At 44.2% G+C, this 14,105-nt stretch carries 16 protein-coding genes and 1 pseudogene; 7 read left to right on the top strand and 10 right to left on the bottom strand.

Translation table 11 applies throughout. The annotated features are described in order from the left end of the window. Positions 1–48: 48 nt before the first annotated feature. Positions 49–375, top strand: coding sequence for a thermonuclease family protein (locus ACSLP7_RS14020; protein WP_272831666.1), 327 nt, complete (start codon positions 49–51; stop codon positions 373–375). Between the two features lies 1 nt (position 376). Here the strand turns inward: ACSLP7_RS14020 and ACSLP7_RS14015 are convergent, their stop codons facing one another. The 3 genes from ACSLP7_RS14015 to ACSLP7_RS14005 are packed head-to-tail and all read right to left on the bottom strand — an operon-like array spanning position 377 to position 3,089. Beyond that, the gene (locus ACSLP7_RS14015; RefSeq protein ID WP_435579893.1) at positions 377–916 is read right to left on the bottom strand and encodes a DUF4136 domain-containing protein; all 540 of its coding nucleotides are present in this window, start codon (positions 914–916) and stop codon (positions 377–379) included. An 11-nt stretch (positions 917–927) separates the two neighbouring features. Then, entirely contained in the window at positions 928–2,910 is a 1,983-nt protein-coding gene (locus ACSLP7_RS14010; RefSeq protein WP_435579892.1) for a urocanate hydratase, read from the bottom strand. Further along, positions 2,907–3,089 carry a DUF5522 domain-containing protein gene (locus ACSLP7_RS14005; RefSeq protein ID WP_272831669.1) on the bottom strand — a complete coding sequence of 61 codons (183 nt, stop codon included), beginning with the start codon at positions 3,087–3,089 and terminating at the stop codon, positions 2,907–2,909. The genes ACSLP7_RS14010 and ACSLP7_RS14005 overlap by 4 nt, the downstream gene beginning before the upstream one ends. A 33-nt stretch (positions 3,090–3,122) precedes the next feature. Here ACSLP7_RS14005 and ACSLP7_RS14000 point away from each other — a divergent pair, with 33 nt between their 5' ends. After that, positions 3,123–3,449, top strand: coding sequence for a hypothetical protein (locus ACSLP7_RS14000; protein ID WP_291183032.1), 327 nt, complete (start codon positions 3,123–3,125; stop codon positions 3,447–3,449). 99 nt (positions 3,450–3,548) lie between these two features. Here the strand turns inward: ACSLP7_RS14000 and ACSLP7_RS13995 are convergent, their stop codons facing one another. Next, the gene (locus ACSLP7_RS13995) at positions 3,549–3,818 is read right to left on the bottom strand and encodes a hypothetical protein (RefSeq protein WP_435579891.1); all 270 of its coding nucleotides are present in this window, start codon (positions 3,816–3,818) and stop codon (positions 3,549–3,551) included. A 2-nt stretch (positions 3,819–3,820) separates the two neighbouring features. Continuing rightward, on the bottom strand, positions 3,821–4,576 hold the full coding sequence (locus ACSLP7_RS13990; protein ID WP_435579890.1) for a hypothetical protein: 756 nt from the start codon (positions 4,574–4,576) through the stop codon (positions 3,821–3,823). Positions 4,577–4,717: 141 nt separating this feature from the next. On the opposite strand from ACSLP7_RS13990, the gene ACSLP7_RS13985 reads away from it, so the two are divergent. The 3 genes from ACSLP7_RS13985 to hemL are packed head-to-tail and all read left to right on the top strand — an operon-like array spanning position 4,718 to position 7,792. Continuing rightward, the gene (locus ACSLP7_RS13985; RefSeq protein ID WP_435579889.1) at positions 4,718–5,623 is read left to right on the top strand and encodes a 1-aminocyclopropane-1-carboxylate deaminase/D-cysteine desulfhydrase; all 906 of its coding nucleotides are present in this window, start codon (positions 4,718–4,720) and stop codon (positions 5,621–5,623) included. 3 nt (positions 5,624–5,626) lie between these two features. Beyond that, positions 5,627–6,496 carry a glucosaminidase domain-containing protein gene (locus tag ACSLP7_RS13980; RefSeq protein WP_435579888.1) on the top strand — a complete coding sequence of 290 codons (870 nt, stop codon included), beginning with the start codon at positions 5,627–5,629 and terminating at the stop codon, positions 6,494–6,496. A gap of 6 nt (positions 6,497–6,502) precedes the next feature. Further along, the gene (hemL, locus tag ACSLP7_RS13975; protein WP_435579887.1) at positions 6,503–7,792 is read left to right on the top strand and encodes a glutamate-1-semialdehyde 2,1-aminomutase; all 1,290 of its coding nucleotides are present in this window, start codon (positions 6,503–6,505) and stop codon (positions 7,790–7,792) included. A 47-nt stretch (positions 7,793–7,839) separates the two neighbouring features. On the opposite strand, the gene ACSLP7_RS13970 is transcribed toward hemL, so the two are convergent. From ACSLP7_RS13970 to ACSLP7_RS13950, 5 genes are all read right to left on the bottom strand, one after another. Further along, positions 7,840–8,184, bottom strand: a complete 345-nt coding sequence (locus tag ACSLP7_RS13970) for a hypothetical protein (RefSeq protein ID WP_435579886.1) — start codon at positions 8,182–8,184, stop codon at positions 7,840–7,842. A gap of 182 nt (positions 8,185–8,366) precedes the next feature. Further along, a complete protein-coding gene (locus tag ACSLP7_RS13965) occupies positions 8,367–8,819 on the bottom strand; it encodes a hypothetical protein (RefSeq protein WP_435579885.1) in 453 nt (150 codons plus the stop codon). A gap of 100 nt (positions 8,820–8,919) precedes the next feature. Further along, a complete protein-coding gene (locus ACSLP7_RS13960; protein WP_435579883.1) occupies positions 8,920–9,480 on the bottom strand; it encodes a hypothetical protein in 561 nt (186 codons plus the stop codon). A gap of 6 nt (positions 9,481–9,486) precedes the next feature. Further along, positions 9,487–10,548 (bottom strand): WD40/YVTN/BNR-like repeat-containing protein, encoded by a 1,062-nt coding sequence (locus ACSLP7_RS13955; protein WP_435579882.1) that lies wholly within the window; start codon positions 10,546–10,548, stop codon positions 9,487–9,489. Positions 10,549–10,639: 91 nt separating this feature from the next. Continuing rightward, positions 10,640–11,722 (bottom strand): hypothetical protein, encoded by a 1,083-nt coding sequence (locus ACSLP7_RS13950; protein ID WP_435579881.1) that lies wholly within the window; start codon positions 11,720–11,722, stop codon positions 10,640–10,642. Between the two features lie 439 nt (positions 11,723–12,161). Between ACSLP7_RS13950 and ACSLP7_RS13945 the strand changes: the two genes are divergently transcribed. Both ACSLP7_RS13945 and ACSLP7_RS13940 read left to right on the top strand, forming a co-directional pair. Then, positions 12,162–13,742 (top strand): M14 family zinc carboxypeptidase, encoded by a 1,581-nt coding sequence (locus ACSLP7_RS13945; RefSeq protein WP_435579880.1) that lies wholly within the window; start codon positions 12,162–12,164, stop codon positions 13,740–13,742. After that, positions 13,696–14,105: pseudogene (locus ACSLP7_RS13940) on the top strand (zinc carboxypeptidase); the annotation flags it as partial. The gene ACSLP7_RS13945 and the pseudogene ACSLP7_RS13940, both read left to right, overlap by 47 nt.

The following is a 14,105-nucleotide window of genomic DNA, read 5'->3' as shown; positions in this document are numbered from 1 at the left end:
GGGTTTTTCGGGTGAAAATCATGTAATTTTCAACAAAAATTAAACACCATGTACAATTATAGAGCGCACATTAAAGATGTTTATGACGGAGATACCGTAACAGCCGTAGTTGACCTCGGATTCCTCCATTATCAAGAAATGAAATTAAGGCTTTACGGTATAGATACGCCAGAGCTTCGCGGAGCTGAACGAGAAGACGGTTTACGCGTCAGAGATATTGTCAGAGAGATGATTTTAGGTAAAGATGTTGAGATCCACAGCTACAAAGACAAACAAGGGAAATACGGTCGCTATTTAGCAACCATTATTGTAGACGGTGTAAATGTCAATGAATGGCTGGTAGCCCAAGGGCATGCACAGCCTTATTTTCCTTAGACTATTGTCCGGCCTGCGGAGGATACTCTTCCAAGATCTTACCTACAATCTCTTGAATGCGGGCGATCTTTTTATCAACGCTTAAATGCGAGATATTAGCAGTACCCATACCTTGCCAAACCAATTCATTGGTTGTGGTGTCTATAAGGTCTATGTATAAAGTGCCTTCAGTTCTTGAGGATACGGTGCTTCCTCTAAAGCCACCACCCCACCATGGGTTCCAACCCCAGCCCCAGCCGAAGTTATTGTTGTAGACATCAACGCGTTCGCGTTCTTTGGTAAAAATGCTGATGAGTAAGTCTGGGTTGTCGCTTTTGATCATGCCTTTAGCGGTCAATTCAGTATCAATGGCACGTAAGATTCGTTTTTTATCAAGATCAGAGATCTGAGCTTTGTCTACTCCAGGTTTAAAGAAGGCAAAGGATTGATAGGTGTTGAAACTAGCAGTGGTGTCATAATCTGACACTACTCGTACCGAGGTGCATGAACTCATCACGAGCACTACCAAAAGGGCCAAGGGTAAAAACTTTTTCATTTGCATAGCATTATGGTTTAAAATAATGAATCGTCGACTTGATTCGGAAGCGTTACTCGCAATTTAGGCTCTCGTGCCATTTCTGCTTTTATAGCGAATAAAGCTTCTTCGTTTCGCGCCCAACCTCGTCTTGCAATACCGTTATTTACATCCCAAAACAGCATCTGTCGCAATCGGGTTTGCGCTTCCTTAGAACCATCAAGAACCATACCAAATCCGCCGTTAATCACCTCTCCCCAGCCAACACCACCACCGTTGTGGATGCTTACCCAGGTGGCGCCTCTAAAGCTATCTCCAATCACATTGTGAATGGCCATATCTGCAGTAAAGCGGCTGCCATCATATATATTGGAGGTCTCTCTGTAGGGAGAATCAGTTCCGGAAACATCGTGATGATCACGGCCAAGGATCACCGGTCCGAGTACTCCTTTTTCAATCGCTTCGTTAAATGCCTCAGCAATTGCAATACGTCCTTGGGAATCTGCGTAGAGGATTCTCGCTTGGGAGCCGACTACAAGTTTGTTCTCTTGTGCGCCTTTGATCCATTGAATATTGTCTGCCATTTGCTGTTTGATCTCTTCTGGCGCTTCTTGCATTAATCGCTCCAAAACACCTAGCGCAAGTGCATCGGTTTTTGCAAGATCAGCAGGGTCGCCGCTGGCACAAACCCATCGGAATGGACCAAATCCGTAGTCAAAACACATAGGTCCCATAATGTCTTGAACATAACTCGGATAAATGAACTCGCGAGCTGGATCTTCTGTGTCTAAAATATCGGCACCAGCTCTTGAAGCCTCCAACAAGAAGGCATTACCATAGTCAAAGAAATAGGTTCCTTTTGCGGTGTGTTTATTAATTGCCGCCGCATGACGTTTAAGACTGGCTTGTACGTGATTCTTAAATTCCGCAGGATCATTGGCCATCATGGTGTTTGCTTCTTCAAAGCTTAGGCCGACAGGATAATAGCCTCCTGCCCACGGATTGTGCAAGGAAGTCTGGTCACTGCCCAGATCTACATGAATTCCTTCTTGATCAAATCGCTCCCAAACATCTACTATGTTTCCGGCATAAGCGATAGAAACAGTCTCTTCTGCTGCCAACGCCTTTTTGACGCGATCACTCAACACAGTAAGGTCATCAATAACTTCATCAACCCAGCCTTGGCTGTGACGCGTATGGGTAGCCTTAGCATTTACTTCTGCACAAACGGTGACACATCCGGCAATATTTCCGGCCTTGGGTTGCGCACCACTCATGCCTCCTAAACCAGAGGTCACAAAAAGACCGCCTTTAGGAGCCTTTCCAATTTTTCTAAATCCATTGAGCACGGTAATGGTTGTTCCGTGAACAATTCCTTGTGGTCCAATGTACATATAGCTACCCGCTGTCATTTGCCCGTATTGGGTAACTCCTAAAGCGTTGAAGCGCTCCCAATCATCGGGTTTAGAATAGTTCGGGATCATCATTCCGTTTGTGACTACCACGCGTGGAGCATTCTCATGAGACGGAAACAGCCCCAATGGATGTCCGGAGTACATCACCAAAGTCTGATCATCGGTCATTTGAGACAGATACTGCATGGTAAGCAGGTATTGCGCCCAATTTTGGAAAACGCCACCATTACCTCCATAGGTAATGAGTTCATGTGGGTGTTGCGCTACTGCCGGGTCCAAATTGTTTTGGATCATCAGCATAATGGAACGTCCCTGCAATGAATTTCCAGGATACTCATCAACCGGTCTGGCGTACATTTTATAATCAGGACGCAGGCGGTACATATAAATTCTACCGTAGGTTTCTAGTTCTTCTCTGAACTCTGGTAACAAGGTAGCGTGATGTTCGGGATCAAAATAGCGCAGGGCATTGCGAAGGGCCAGTTCCTTCTCGTAATCGTTTAGGATCGCTTTGCGCTTAGGCGCGTGATTGACATTAGCGTCATAGGGTTTTGGAGGAGGAAGTTGGGAGGGAATCCCTTGTTGTATAGCTTCTTTGAAACTCATGAATTCGGTTTGGATTGGGTGTTGGTCTTTTTATCGTAGCCGTAAGGACAATGTCTGCAGCCACTCTCACAACAATAACCTCGCTTGAGGTGGTATTGTTCTGTAAAGCATTTGTAACCCTCTGGGGTGAGGTAATAATCACCGGGTTCCAAAGGGATTCTTTTTCCAAATGTGCTCATAATACAAAAATACTATTTTCTTACCTTGAGCCCATGATCGTAGTGGTAAATAGATACCTGCTTCCTAGAGGTACTTACGGGATGACCCTTTGGCCATTTATTTTGGTAAGGGATTCGCGCTTGCGTAAAGATCCTGTTCTGATCAATCACGAACGCATTCATTTAAGACAACAATTACAGCTTTTAATCATTCCCTTCTATTTATGGTATGGAATCGAATTCGGGCTACGCTGGTTAAAATACGGAAATAGAAAAAAGGCCTACAGCAATCTGTCGATGGAACGCGAGGCTTACGCCAACGAGACCGATCTTGATTATCTGCAGACCTTTCGTCTGTGGTCTTTTATTCGGTATTTATAAAAAGCGCATCGGAGGGGGGTCGGTTCGCCGCGGATTGAAAGGACGGCTTGCCATTCCAAATGCGCAATAAGTTTAAGCTAAATCAGTTGCGGTTTACGCTTAGCGATCGTTGTCGATCTTTCCAAAAGGTTTGAGTTCTGGAGCGGCTAGTCCAAGCGTATCGCTAGCCTTTGCCTTGGTCTCACTGGTGTTTATTGCATAAGCAGTGAGTTCTGGTCTTCCAACTAAAGACGTCTTTACTGTGTCTGTAGTCTTTGTTGTCGTTTCTATGCTGTAGGCTTTAAACTGAGCTACAGCTGTCGAGTCTTTTTGTTGTGCAAAGCTTGTCATTGAGCACAAGAACACTGGGAGTAGTAGTAAATATTTCATGACTAGTACTGGATTGAAAGCGTTGCGTGATTCGTATCTGGGTAATAACCTGGGAAGATTGCAATACCGTCTGTTCCGTAAAGGTTGGTGGTTCTAACTTGCAATTCTAGTTCGTAGGTTTGACCTACAGTCAATCCCGTTAATAGTTTTGAGAAGGCTCCACTCCAAGTAGTGATGGTGTATGTTGAACCACCTGACTCGTGAATAGATTGCGAGTTTGTTGTAGTTCCACCAAGTACAGTGTTGGTAGTGGTATCATAGACTCTAAAAGATCCGTAAGACAAAGAGTTGGTATAAGCCAATCCAGACATGGTCAGATTAAGCATCACTTCTGATTTCTCAGCAGTAAAAGTCAATTTCATTCCAGGAACTAAAGTGTAACTGCTTCCAGCAAGGATCTCATTAGTAGCTAATGATACACTCTGTGCTTTAGGCAATTCTTCGTTGTCGCGACGCATGGCTACCCATTCGTCTCCGTCCCAATAGTAATATCCTTTTCCAGTAGTGGTGTTGGTGTTGTAAACCAAAAGGCTTTCTGCGTCGGCTAATTCAGAAGCAGATGATCCAACATCAGTAATCGGATCTATAGTGCTTAGGTCTGCAATATCTACTCGTGGAATAAACACTCCCTTATCTGAACTGTTGATATCTAAAATAGATCCAGCGTCCGGAGTTGTGGTGTTAATTCCAACTTGTCCAACCGCTGCAAAGCTTGCGGCTAAAAGAAGAACAGTAACTGTATTTTTTAAAGTTTTCATGGTAATAGGTGTTTTTGTGATTTGGGTTTTTTTGTAATTGTTCTGAGGCGAAAGTACCTCGCCAACAAGGCTTTGTAGGATGATTTTAGATAGATAGCTGTTTGTTGTCGACGAATGGTGTATTTTCGTTCGATAAACCAGATGAAACCCTTAAAAGCACAAATAACACCCCTGATTACCGCCCCAAACGGCGCTCAATTAGACCTTTTGAGGGAGGATCTGCTGGGCGGAGACGTGCAGGGCAATAAGTACCGGAAGTTGTATTATAACCTTCATAAAGCCCAAGAGCTAGGCAGCGAAGCCCTGTTGAGTTTTGGCGGGGCCTACAGCAATCACATTGCTGCTCTTGCTGTGGCAGCAGGGGAGTATGGTATGAGGTCCATAGGGATCATCCGCGGAGACGAACTGCAAAACAAGTGGGAAGAGAACCCCACCTTGCGAAAGGCTGCGGATTTGGGCATGGAGTTGATTTTTGTTTCTCGTGAGGAGTATCGTCTCAGAAATCAAAAGGAATATCTTAACGAATTGCGAGGGCGTTATCCAAAGGCATACTTCATTCCAGAAGGAGGAACCAACACATTAGCTCTTAAAGGTTGTGGCGAGATACTCGGGGAGCATACCATTGACTATGATTATCTCTGCGTTTCTGTGGGAACAGGAGGAACCTTAGCGGGAATGAGCCATGCAGCACTGGAGCATCAAAAGTTGATTGGATTCTCTTCTCTTAAAGGCGATTTTATGGTTGATGAGGTTGCTCAATGGACCACTACGAGCAATTGGAAGCTAAATACAGATTACGCCTTTGGGGGTTATGGTAAAATAACTGCCCCGCTGATCGCGTTTATAAATCAATTTAAACAAGCGCACGGAATTTCCTTGGATCCGATCTATACTGGGAAAATGCTTTTTGGACTTTTTGAGCTGTTAAAAGCGAACAGATTTCCTGAAAAATCTCGTATTTTAGCGGTGCATACCGGAGGTCTTCAAGGCATAGCAGGAATGCGACAAAAAATTGCCCAAAAAGGTCTTCCGCCGCTCGAAATCTAAGCTATGGTTATCCGCATATTTGCCCTACTTTTTACTTTTGGTTTACTGTTGAGTTCTTGTGGGTCAAAAAAGAAAACGACTCAGAGAAGAACCAAACCACGCACAACGCAAACAACCTCCACAAAACCAGATACTTCTGGGCAAACCACCTCGACTGCTTCAGGAAGTTCAACTGCGCAACAAGATCAGCCAGATACCACTCAGGCCACACCAAAGGATTTGACCTATGCAGAAGCGGTTGCTTGGTATATTGAAACCTTTAGTCAGGTGGCCCAACAAGAAATGGAACTCTACAAGATTCCAGCAAGTATTACTATGGCCCAAGGGATTTTAGAATCTGGAGCAGGTAGGAGTGATCTCACCCAGCGAGCCAACAATCATTTCGGTATAAAATGTCATACCCAGTGGACAGGAGAGCGCGTCTATCATGACGACGATGAATTACAAGAATGTTTTAGAAAATATATAGATGCCAAGTATTCCTTTAGAGATCATTCGCTCTTTTTAACGGAGCGCAGACGCTATAGCGGTTTGTTTGATCTGGCTATTGATGATTACAAAGGCTGGGCCCGAGGTTTAAAACGTGCAGGTTACGCAACAGATCCAAAGTACCCCAACAAACTCATCAGCATTATTGAACGCTATCAGCTTTACAAATTGGATGAGGAAGTTTTAGCGGGTGGAGCTATTAGTGGGAGAGGTTCTTCTACCACAACTGCGGCCCGAACCACTTATGTAGTAAAACAAGGAGACACTTTATATAGTATTGCTCGCAGGCACAACCTCAGCGTTGATGCGCTAAAGGCAAAAAATGGACTTACTTCTAACACCATCTCAATTGGTCAAACCTTGGACGTAGGTTCTGAAAACTAATTAGCTATGATTTATAAACGCAGCAGTGCCTTATTTGCTGAGGCCGCGCAATATATTCCAGGAGGTGTGAACTCTCCGGTAAGAGCCTTTAAAGCCGTTGGAGGCGATCCGATCTTTGTGGAACGCGCCGAGGGAGCCTACCTCTTTGATGAAGACGGCAATACCCTTATTGATTATATCAGTTCATGGGGGCCGATGATCTTGGGGCATGCCTATGCTCCCGTGATTGACGCGATCAAAGAAAGGGCTGAAAAGGGAACATCCTATGGAATGCCTACAGCCTTGGAAACTGAAATTGCCAAGTTAGCTGTGGAGATGGTTCCGGGGATTGATAAGATCCGATTTGTAAACAGTGGAACAGAAGCCTGTATGAGTGCCATTCGTTTGGCAAGAGGATTTACCGGGCGCGAGAAGATCATCAAGTTTGCCGGTTGTTATCACGGACATAGTGATTCGTTTTTGATTCAGGCGGGTAGTGGTGCTGTTACATTCGGTAACCCTAACAGTCCTGGAGTCACTCAGGGGACTGCAAAGGATACTCTGTTGGCTAGATACAACGACCTAGAGCAAGTCAAAGAGATCATTGCATCCAACCCAGGAGAGATCGCCGCGATCATTCTGGAGCCTGTAGCTGGGAATATGGGTTGTATTCCTCCCGCGGATGGATTTTTAGCAGGTTTGAGGGCTTTATGTGATCAACACGAGATTCTTTTGATCTTTGATGAGGTGATGACTGGCTTTAGATTGGCTGCTGGCGGCGTGCAGGAACTTATGGACATTCGTGCAGATCTGGTGACCTTCGGAAAGGTGATCGGAGGAGGTTTGCCGGTAGGTGCCTTTGCTGGACCAGCGCATATTATGAGTCATTTGGCTCCAGAAGGGCCGGTTTATCAAGCTGGGACTTTGAGTGGTAACCCGCTTGCCATGGCTGCTGGATTGAGCATGTTGACTACACTTCACAAACAACCAGAAGTATTCACAAGTTTGAATGAAAAGACTGCTTATTTGCACCGCGGTTTAGAAGAAGGTTTGGCTGCGAGTGGTTTGGACTATTCCATTAACAGATTGGGGTCTATGATCTCTGTACACTTTAGTGCAACGCCCGTAACTGATTTTGATACTGCAGCGCTTGGGAATAATGAAAACTTCAAGAAGTACTTTCACAGCATGTTGCGTCAAGGAATTTACTTGCCGCCCTCTGCCTTTGAATCTTGGTTCCTCAATGACGCCTTGTCTTATGAGGATATTGACAAGACCATTGCAGCTTCAAACAACGCCCTTAAGGAATTGACATAAAAAAAAGCGCTTCGTAAAGAAGCGCTTTTTTCTTATCGTTTAAATGATTACTGCTTGCGTAACCATTTTTTGTATTGCTTGTCGGTAAGCGTCTCTTTCATGCTGTTGTTGAAGTTCTCCTCCAATTTACGAGCAACATGAGCAACGTTAGGGTTGTTAGGGTCTTTCCCTTTAACACTCTTTCTGTATTCTACTTCACGTTTTACAATAGCGCGGAACAATGTGCGTTCTTGCTCATCGCTTAGGTTCAGGTCTTTGTCCAATTGAGCCAATTCCGCCTTAGCCATCTCATCTGGCTTATCTCCACTTGCAGTAAGCGTTTGTCCATTCATGGTTTGGGAAAACAATCCAAGTACCAAGGTCAAAAGCGCTAATTTGAAAATACGTTTCATTTCTTAAATTTTTTGTTTAGTTCAAGCAGGAACCTTTGGGGGCATTAGTGCCGTCTAGGCCGTCCTGAGTGTACTAATGTACTAAATATTTACTTACAAGAAAGGGTTTACAAGAATAAAGCCAAAAACACGTTTTTCATCCGTTTTTTTGGCTTTTTCAACTACAAATCAACTGTTAAAATTTACTTTCTCTTGGCATGTCTGCCTTTGCGGCCGCGTTTTCTTTGGTGTTGCATTTTCTCCCATTTCTCATATTGATCCGCACTTAAGATCGACTTGATCTCGGCTTTAATGGCGATCTTTTTGTCTAAGGCCGCGTCCATTTTGTCAAAGCGTTCTTCCGTAGTGAGTTTTTTGATCTCATCAGCTTCTTTACGCGCTTTGACCGCTTCCATCATCGCTTTTTTGTCCTGAGCTATTTTGGTTTGCACTTCCAACATTGCTACTTGTTGATCAGCATCCAAATCCAATGCTAGCGTGAGTTTTTTAGTTTCTAATTGCGCCAGTTGTTCTGCGCTAAGGTCTTTGAGCATTTCTGCCTGAGGGCCGTGTTGTGGATTTTGACCTCGATGTCCACGTTGTGCAAATGCTGCTGTGGTGGTAAGGGCGAGCATAAGGATTAAAATATTCTTCATGATTTCTAAAGTTTTAATGTTTTGTTTGCCCTTATGACTACACAAATTCCCGAGCGTTTAATCCGCCTGAGATTTCTTAACACTAATTAACTTTAAAAGCTTAGAAGTTGACCGACAGGTCGCTTCGCTGAAGTTCTGTGATCTTGTTGTAAACGCTACGCACGTCGTTAATGAGTTCGAGCTGCGGAGCTGTTTTCATGCCTGGCCACCAAGACATACCTGCACTCCATCGTTGGTGTGGAGATCTTGGCCCGAGAAGAATACTTCCGCTGCGGTCCGATTTTTCTTGATATTCTAAATGGCTAATGTTCTTTATGCTGACGGAGTTCAGAGTAGTGCTAAATACTCCTGATTTTATCAAAATGCGGTCTTGAGTGATGCCGTAAACGGTTTTCGCTCGTACTCGTGCATCGACAAAAAAACGTCCGAAGACTAAAAACAATCCAACTAAAACAAAAGGAATTCCAAACAGCGCAAAGGCACCGGCCTCACTGGCCATGATCACCCATAAAATTGCAAAGCTACACCAGAGCACGGTAAAGGGGATCATAAATGCATCCGCAGGCCTTAAAACGATCCCTTGTTTGGGCTTGCCTGTCCAGATCAATCCTTCACCTTGATTTAGATAAGGTCTGAGTTCTGATTGTAAATTTTGATGCATGCCTACTTATTCAACAAAATATTTTAGAATCTCTCCAGAACGAGAGATCCCGATAAACATCGTTTTGGCATCGGTCATATGAATGGTGATATAACTAGATAAAGGATCGGATAGCGGCTCCAAACTATCCACAAGGATCCAACTTGCCGTTTCTTGAACATAGAGGTAGAGCTGCCAACGTTCAGACCCTGCTTCTTCATCAAAAAACACCGCAGAGATATCTCCTAAGGCATTGACATCAAAAGTAAAAGGTACCGCACTGGCAGAAAGCTCCAAAGGCATTTCTATGTTTGCAGAACCATCTGGGAACTCAAAAAAGCCATCACGAGCTATCACGTAATTGAACAAGGATGGCATACTTTCTAAACTGCTCCAATTGCCACCTCCGTCACTGGTCACTAAAAGTTCATCTTCTGTTCTGACAAGGCCGTTCAATCGGTCTTCAAAGTAATATTCTTCTATAGGCAGGCTGGTGGTGAGAATCAGATTCCAATTGTCGCCTGCATTAACGGTACTGTAAAGTTCCAGAAACTCGCAGCGGTCCTGGACAAATCCGTTTACCTCATCTACAAACTGAATATATCCCGTATTTATTCCAGCTCCGTCGCAGAGGAATTCCAAAGGGCGCTCAATATTGTTCCAAGAGTCGCCGCCGTTGGTCGTTTTTAGAATACCATCGTAGGTGTTGAGGAACAACAAATTTTCTGACAAGGCAATGAGTTTGCCTGTGATGTCTTGATTGATCAAATATTCCCAGGTTTCTCCGCCGTCTATGGATTTATAGACATAGACTCCGGTAACGGCATAACCGATATTTTCATCCAAGAATACCAGTTGACTGATGGAACAAAACGGAAGCTCACAGAGGTCAAAGGTTACACTCACGCGTGTGCCTGTAAACTGCAAATCCCCATCGCCGCCACCAGCTGTGGTATCATCGGTTGGATCTACAGTATCGTCTGTGGTTTGTTCGGTGTCGTCTGTAGGATCGGTCTCGTTAGAGCAGCTGTGCAGTCCAGGCAGCATCAGCAAAAAGAAAAGCAATCCTGCTAATTGGATCTTTTTCATAGCGTTGGTTGATGAAATCTTAAGGAAGGTACAAAAAATGGATATAAAAAAACCGCCTCGAAAGGCGGTTTAAAATTTCTTAATGTTGCCCTTAATCTAGAGACTCCAAATATTCAACCAACATAGTCACTGCTTCCTCATGTACCACGGTTCGGCCTAACTGAGGCATGCGATAGTTTACTAAGGTAGACAGTGTTCTGGCTTCAATCTCGCCGCGGTTGGCGTAAATACCTGAATCGTCAAAGGCAGTCTCATAGCGGAAATCCATGTCGAAGGTTCCTACTACACCGTTAGGATTGTGACAGTGCGCACAGTTGATATCCATATAGGCTCTAGCGCGCTCTTCCAAAGTGTAAGCAGTGTCGTCCTCCCAGTCTGGCAATAGCCCCAAAGAAGCTGGATCTGGAGCAAAGGTCAAAATACCTTCATTGATAAAGTACTGCAGTTGGTTGATGTTCACATACTCGTTGTTCGGGTTGAAGTTCAAGCTGCGAAGTTTGGGTCCAATTGGCGTTGTAACCGCATTGTTGAAGTGACATACTATACATTCAGAACGCGAAGGAATGATATAATCTACATTACGAGTAACTCCATTGCTATCGATGTAGCTGATGGGAACTTCGCCGCCATCTTCATCGTAGAAGGCTTCTGTTTGCTCGTCATTCCAAAGGTAATCTGCAGCTTGCCATTCGCCAGCAAGCTTCAATAAGATACGAGTTTCAATGATCTGCTTTCCTAAAGATGGATCACGATCATCTATATTGTAATAAAAGGTCTTGGCAATTAAAGTATTGTCTGGGAAATCAGGCAACTGATCGTCTCCTGCATACTCCATGGACTGGCCGTTTGGCAGGCGGATCAAACGCTGCTTGGCCGCGTAATCTGTAAAAAGACCAGAGTTTAATTCGTAAAGATAAACCCCATCACGAGGAGTAAGATCACTTAAGTTGCCATCAAATACAGGCAATTCAGAAAGCTTGTCTGTAAAATCTACTGGATCCGGATCTGTAGTAGTATCTCCTCCGCCAGTGGTGTCATCGGTTGGGTCCGTAGTGTCATCAGTGGTGGAAGTATCGTCTGTGGTCGTGTCGTCGCTAGGCGAGTAGTTGTCATCGCTACAGGCGGTCACAGCCAACGCCAAAGCGAAGAAAAAGATAAGTCGGTAAAGTTTCATAGCGTAAAAATGTTGCTAAATATACCAAAACCAAGGGGATATCAAAAACGTGAATTTGCTTTACTCAGGCAAAAGACCATTTAACTCATGCAAATGACCATTTAACTCGATGCTTGTTTTTTGGCTAGTCTCACTGTGCTACTTTCGAATCAAGTTCTTTTAAACACTACAACTCGTCAAGAGTTTCACTATAGCAAACCAACGGCAGTCAGCAGGCCATATTGTTTAATTAGTCCTGTATTCTGCACAGTTCAAAGCCTGTTGTCGCCTTGGTTGCACAAAGCATTGCTTTCTTAAGTAAGGTAAGGAAGTAGTTTTTATTTTTTTGGTTGGAAGTTCATCGCCTCTAAGTTACCCTTTGCCAAGGGGGGCCTTAGGGGCGGTGTTTTTTATGGGCTAATATTTCCGTAATTTTATGCTTCAACCAATCACTTTACTCATGCGAAAGTTTCTTTTCCTTACCATCCTTTCTTTTTTAATGCTGATTCCGGCCGCGCAGGCACAAGATTATTTCTTGAAGGATCAAGGTCCTTTTAATCCTGACATTCCTTCTCCAGAGGCCTATTTGGAGTACCCTATCGGATCCCAACATACGCGCCACGATATGATGGTGGCTTATTTTAAAATGCTTGCACAAGTGTCTGACCGTGCAACCATAGAAACTTATGGAAAAACTCATGAGGGACGCAAGTTGGTGATGTTGACTATTTCAACTCCTGCAAACTTGCAAAATCTTGAAACTATAAAAGCGGAACATTTAAAGTATGTGGATCCTAAACAATCTCCGAGCGCCTACGAGAGTCTGCCCATCTTTATCCAGTTAGGATATAACGTACATGGAAACGAACCTTCTGGAGGTGAAGCTGCTTTGCTCACCGCCTATACTTTGGTAGCTTCTAACAATCCAGAGGTACTCAATTATTTAGAGAACGGGATCATTATGATCGATCCTACCATCAATCCTGACGGGCGTGACAGACACACCCAATGGGCCAATCAATACAAGGCAAATCCTTTGGTGTCTGATCCTATGGATGCAGAGCACTGGGAAGCTTGGCCAAGAGGGCGTACCAACCATTACTGGTTTGATCTCAACAGAGATTGGTTGTTGGGAATCAACCCAGAAAGTCGGGGGAAGCTCAAGTGGTATCACCAATGGTATCCGAATGTGGTGACTGATTTTCACGAAATGGGAACCAATTCTACCTATTTCTTTGAGCCGATGAAACCCATCGGATCCTTAGATCCCATAATGCCTAAAGAGAACTATGAAGACTTAAATAATCTTTTCGCTACCTATTATGAAGACGCCTTGAACGGTATTGGGTCTTTCTATTATACCAAGGAATCCTTTGATGGAACCTATCCGGGTTATGGATCTTCCTATCCAGACTTGCAAGGGCTTTGGCGCTTTTATTTGAACAGGCGAGTTCCCGCGGCCATGTCCAAGAAACTGCTTTTGGAGAGATCACCTTTCCGTTTACCATCAGAAACCAATACACTTCCAGTATGGCAACGGTACAGGCTGCGTGGGAATAAAGGTACACTCAGAAAATACCAACAAGACTTCTTTAAATCCGCAGTTAATGAAAAAGCGCCTACCGGTTATGCTGCTTACACCTTTAATAAAGGAACTGACGGCAACCGCATGAAGGCCTTTATTGACAAATTGCTGTTGCATGAAATTGAGGTCTACAAAAGCGGTGACCAGTATTCAGTGCCTTTGGCTCAGCCGCAACGTCGTATGGTGCAGTCTTTCTTTGAACTTATAAAAGCTATCGTGATTCGGTATTCTATGATGCCTCTGCTTGGAGTGTTGCTAATTTTTACAATGTTCCTTACAGAGGGCAAAACGCGCAATCCGGGGGGTACTCCAGTAACCAGTACAGATGGCATTACTAATGTGAAGAATGTACCGCAAAGTGGTTACGCATATTTAATGGGATTGGAACGATTACAACGCCCCAGCTGCTTTGTATCATTTGCAGTCCAAGGGCATAGTGGTAAATGCTGCTTTTAAGCCCTTTAGCATAGTGACCCATGCTGGGGAGCAGTCCTTTGACTATGGAACGGTGATGATTCCAGTTTCTAAACAAAAACTCTCCGCTGCTGAGGTCTATACCATCATTAAAGAGGCTGAAGTTGCTTTTGAAGTGCCTTTGTACGCTGTAAATACAGGCTACAGTGCAAAGGGAATTGATCTGGGAAGTAACAATTTTAGAGCTTTGGATCAACCCAAAGCAGCTATGCTGATCGGAAATGGCGTCAATTCTTATGAGGCTGGGGAAGTCTGGCATTTATTAGACACGCGCGTGCGTATGCCGATAACCAAAATACAAATGCGCGCCTTTTCTTTTGCGGATCTGGATCGCTACAACACCTT

The organism is Gilvibacter sp., assembly GCF_965601605.1.
GTDB lineage: Bacteria > Bacteroidota > Bacteroidia > Flavobacteriales > Flavobacteriaceae > Gilvibacter.
Note: the sequence above shows the minus strand (reverse complement) of the source record. Positions and strands in the feature narration are given on the sequence as shown.

Excerpts from the sequence above, each read along its gene's own strand:
- ACSLP7_RS14005 (WP_272831669.1), bottom strand. The coding sequence starts at position 3,089 with ATGAGCACATTTGGAAAAAGAATCCCTTTGGAACCCGGTGATTATTAC.
- ACSLP7_RS14010 (WP_435579892.1), bottom strand. The coding sequence starts at position 2,910 with ATGAGTTTCAAAGAAGCTATACAACAAGGGATTCCCTCCCAACTTCCT.
- ACSLP7_RS14015 (WP_435579893.1), bottom strand. The coding sequence starts at position 916 with ATGCAAATGAAAAAGTTTTTACCCTTGGCCCTTTTGGTAGTGCTCGTG.
- ACSLP7_RS13960 (WP_435579883.1), bottom strand. The coding sequence starts at position 9,480 with ATGCATCAAAATTTACAATCAGAACTCAGACCTTATCTAAATCAAGGT.
- ACSLP7_RS14000 (WP_291183032.1), top strand. The coding sequence starts at position 3,123 with ATGATCGTAGTGGTAAATAGATACCTGCTTCCTAGAGGTACTTACGGG.
- ACSLP7_RS13955 (WP_435579882.1), bottom strand. The coding sequence starts at position 10,548 with ATGAAAAAGATCCAATTAGCAGGATTGCTTTTCTTTTTGCTGATGCTG.
- ACSLP7_RS13945 (WP_435579880.1), top strand. The coding sequence starts at position 12,162 with ATGCGAAAGTTTCTTTTCCTTACCATCCTTTCTTTTTTAATGCTGATT.
- ACSLP7_RS13995 (WP_435579891.1), bottom strand. The coding sequence starts at position 3,818 with ATGAAATATTTACTACTACTCCCAGTGTTCTTGTGCTCAATGACAAGC.
- ACSLP7_RS13990 (WP_435579890.1), bottom strand. The coding sequence starts at position 4,576 with ATGAAAACTTTAAAAAATACAGTTACTGTTCTTCTTTTAGCCGCAAGC.
- ACSLP7_RS13950 (WP_435579881.1), bottom strand. The coding sequence starts at position 11,722 with ATGAAACTTTACCGACTTATCTTTTTCTTCGCTTTGGCGTTGGCTGTG.
- ACSLP7_RS13980 (WP_435579888.1), top strand. The coding sequence starts at position 5,627 with ATGGTTATCCGCATATTTGCCCTACTTTTTACTTTTGGTTTACTGTTG.
- ACSLP7_RS13985 (WP_435579889.1), top strand. The coding sequence starts at position 4,718 with ATGAAACCCTTAAAAGCACAAATAACACCCCTGATTACCGCCCCAAAC.
- ACSLP7_RS14020 (WP_272831666.1), top strand. The coding sequence starts at position 49 with ATGTACAATTATAGAGCGCACATTAAAGATGTTTATGACGGAGATACC.
- hemL (WP_435579887.1), top strand. The coding sequence starts at position 6,503 with ATGATTTATAAACGCAGCAGTGCCTTATTTGCTGAGGCCGCGCAATAT.
- ACSLP7_RS13970 (WP_435579886.1), bottom strand. The coding sequence starts at position 8,184 with ATGAAACGTATTTTCAAATTAGCGCTTTTGACCTTGGTACTTGGATTG.
- ACSLP7_RS13965 (WP_435579885.1), bottom strand. The coding sequence starts at position 8,819 with ATGAAGAATATTTTAATCCTTATGCTCGCCCTTACCACCACAGCAGCA.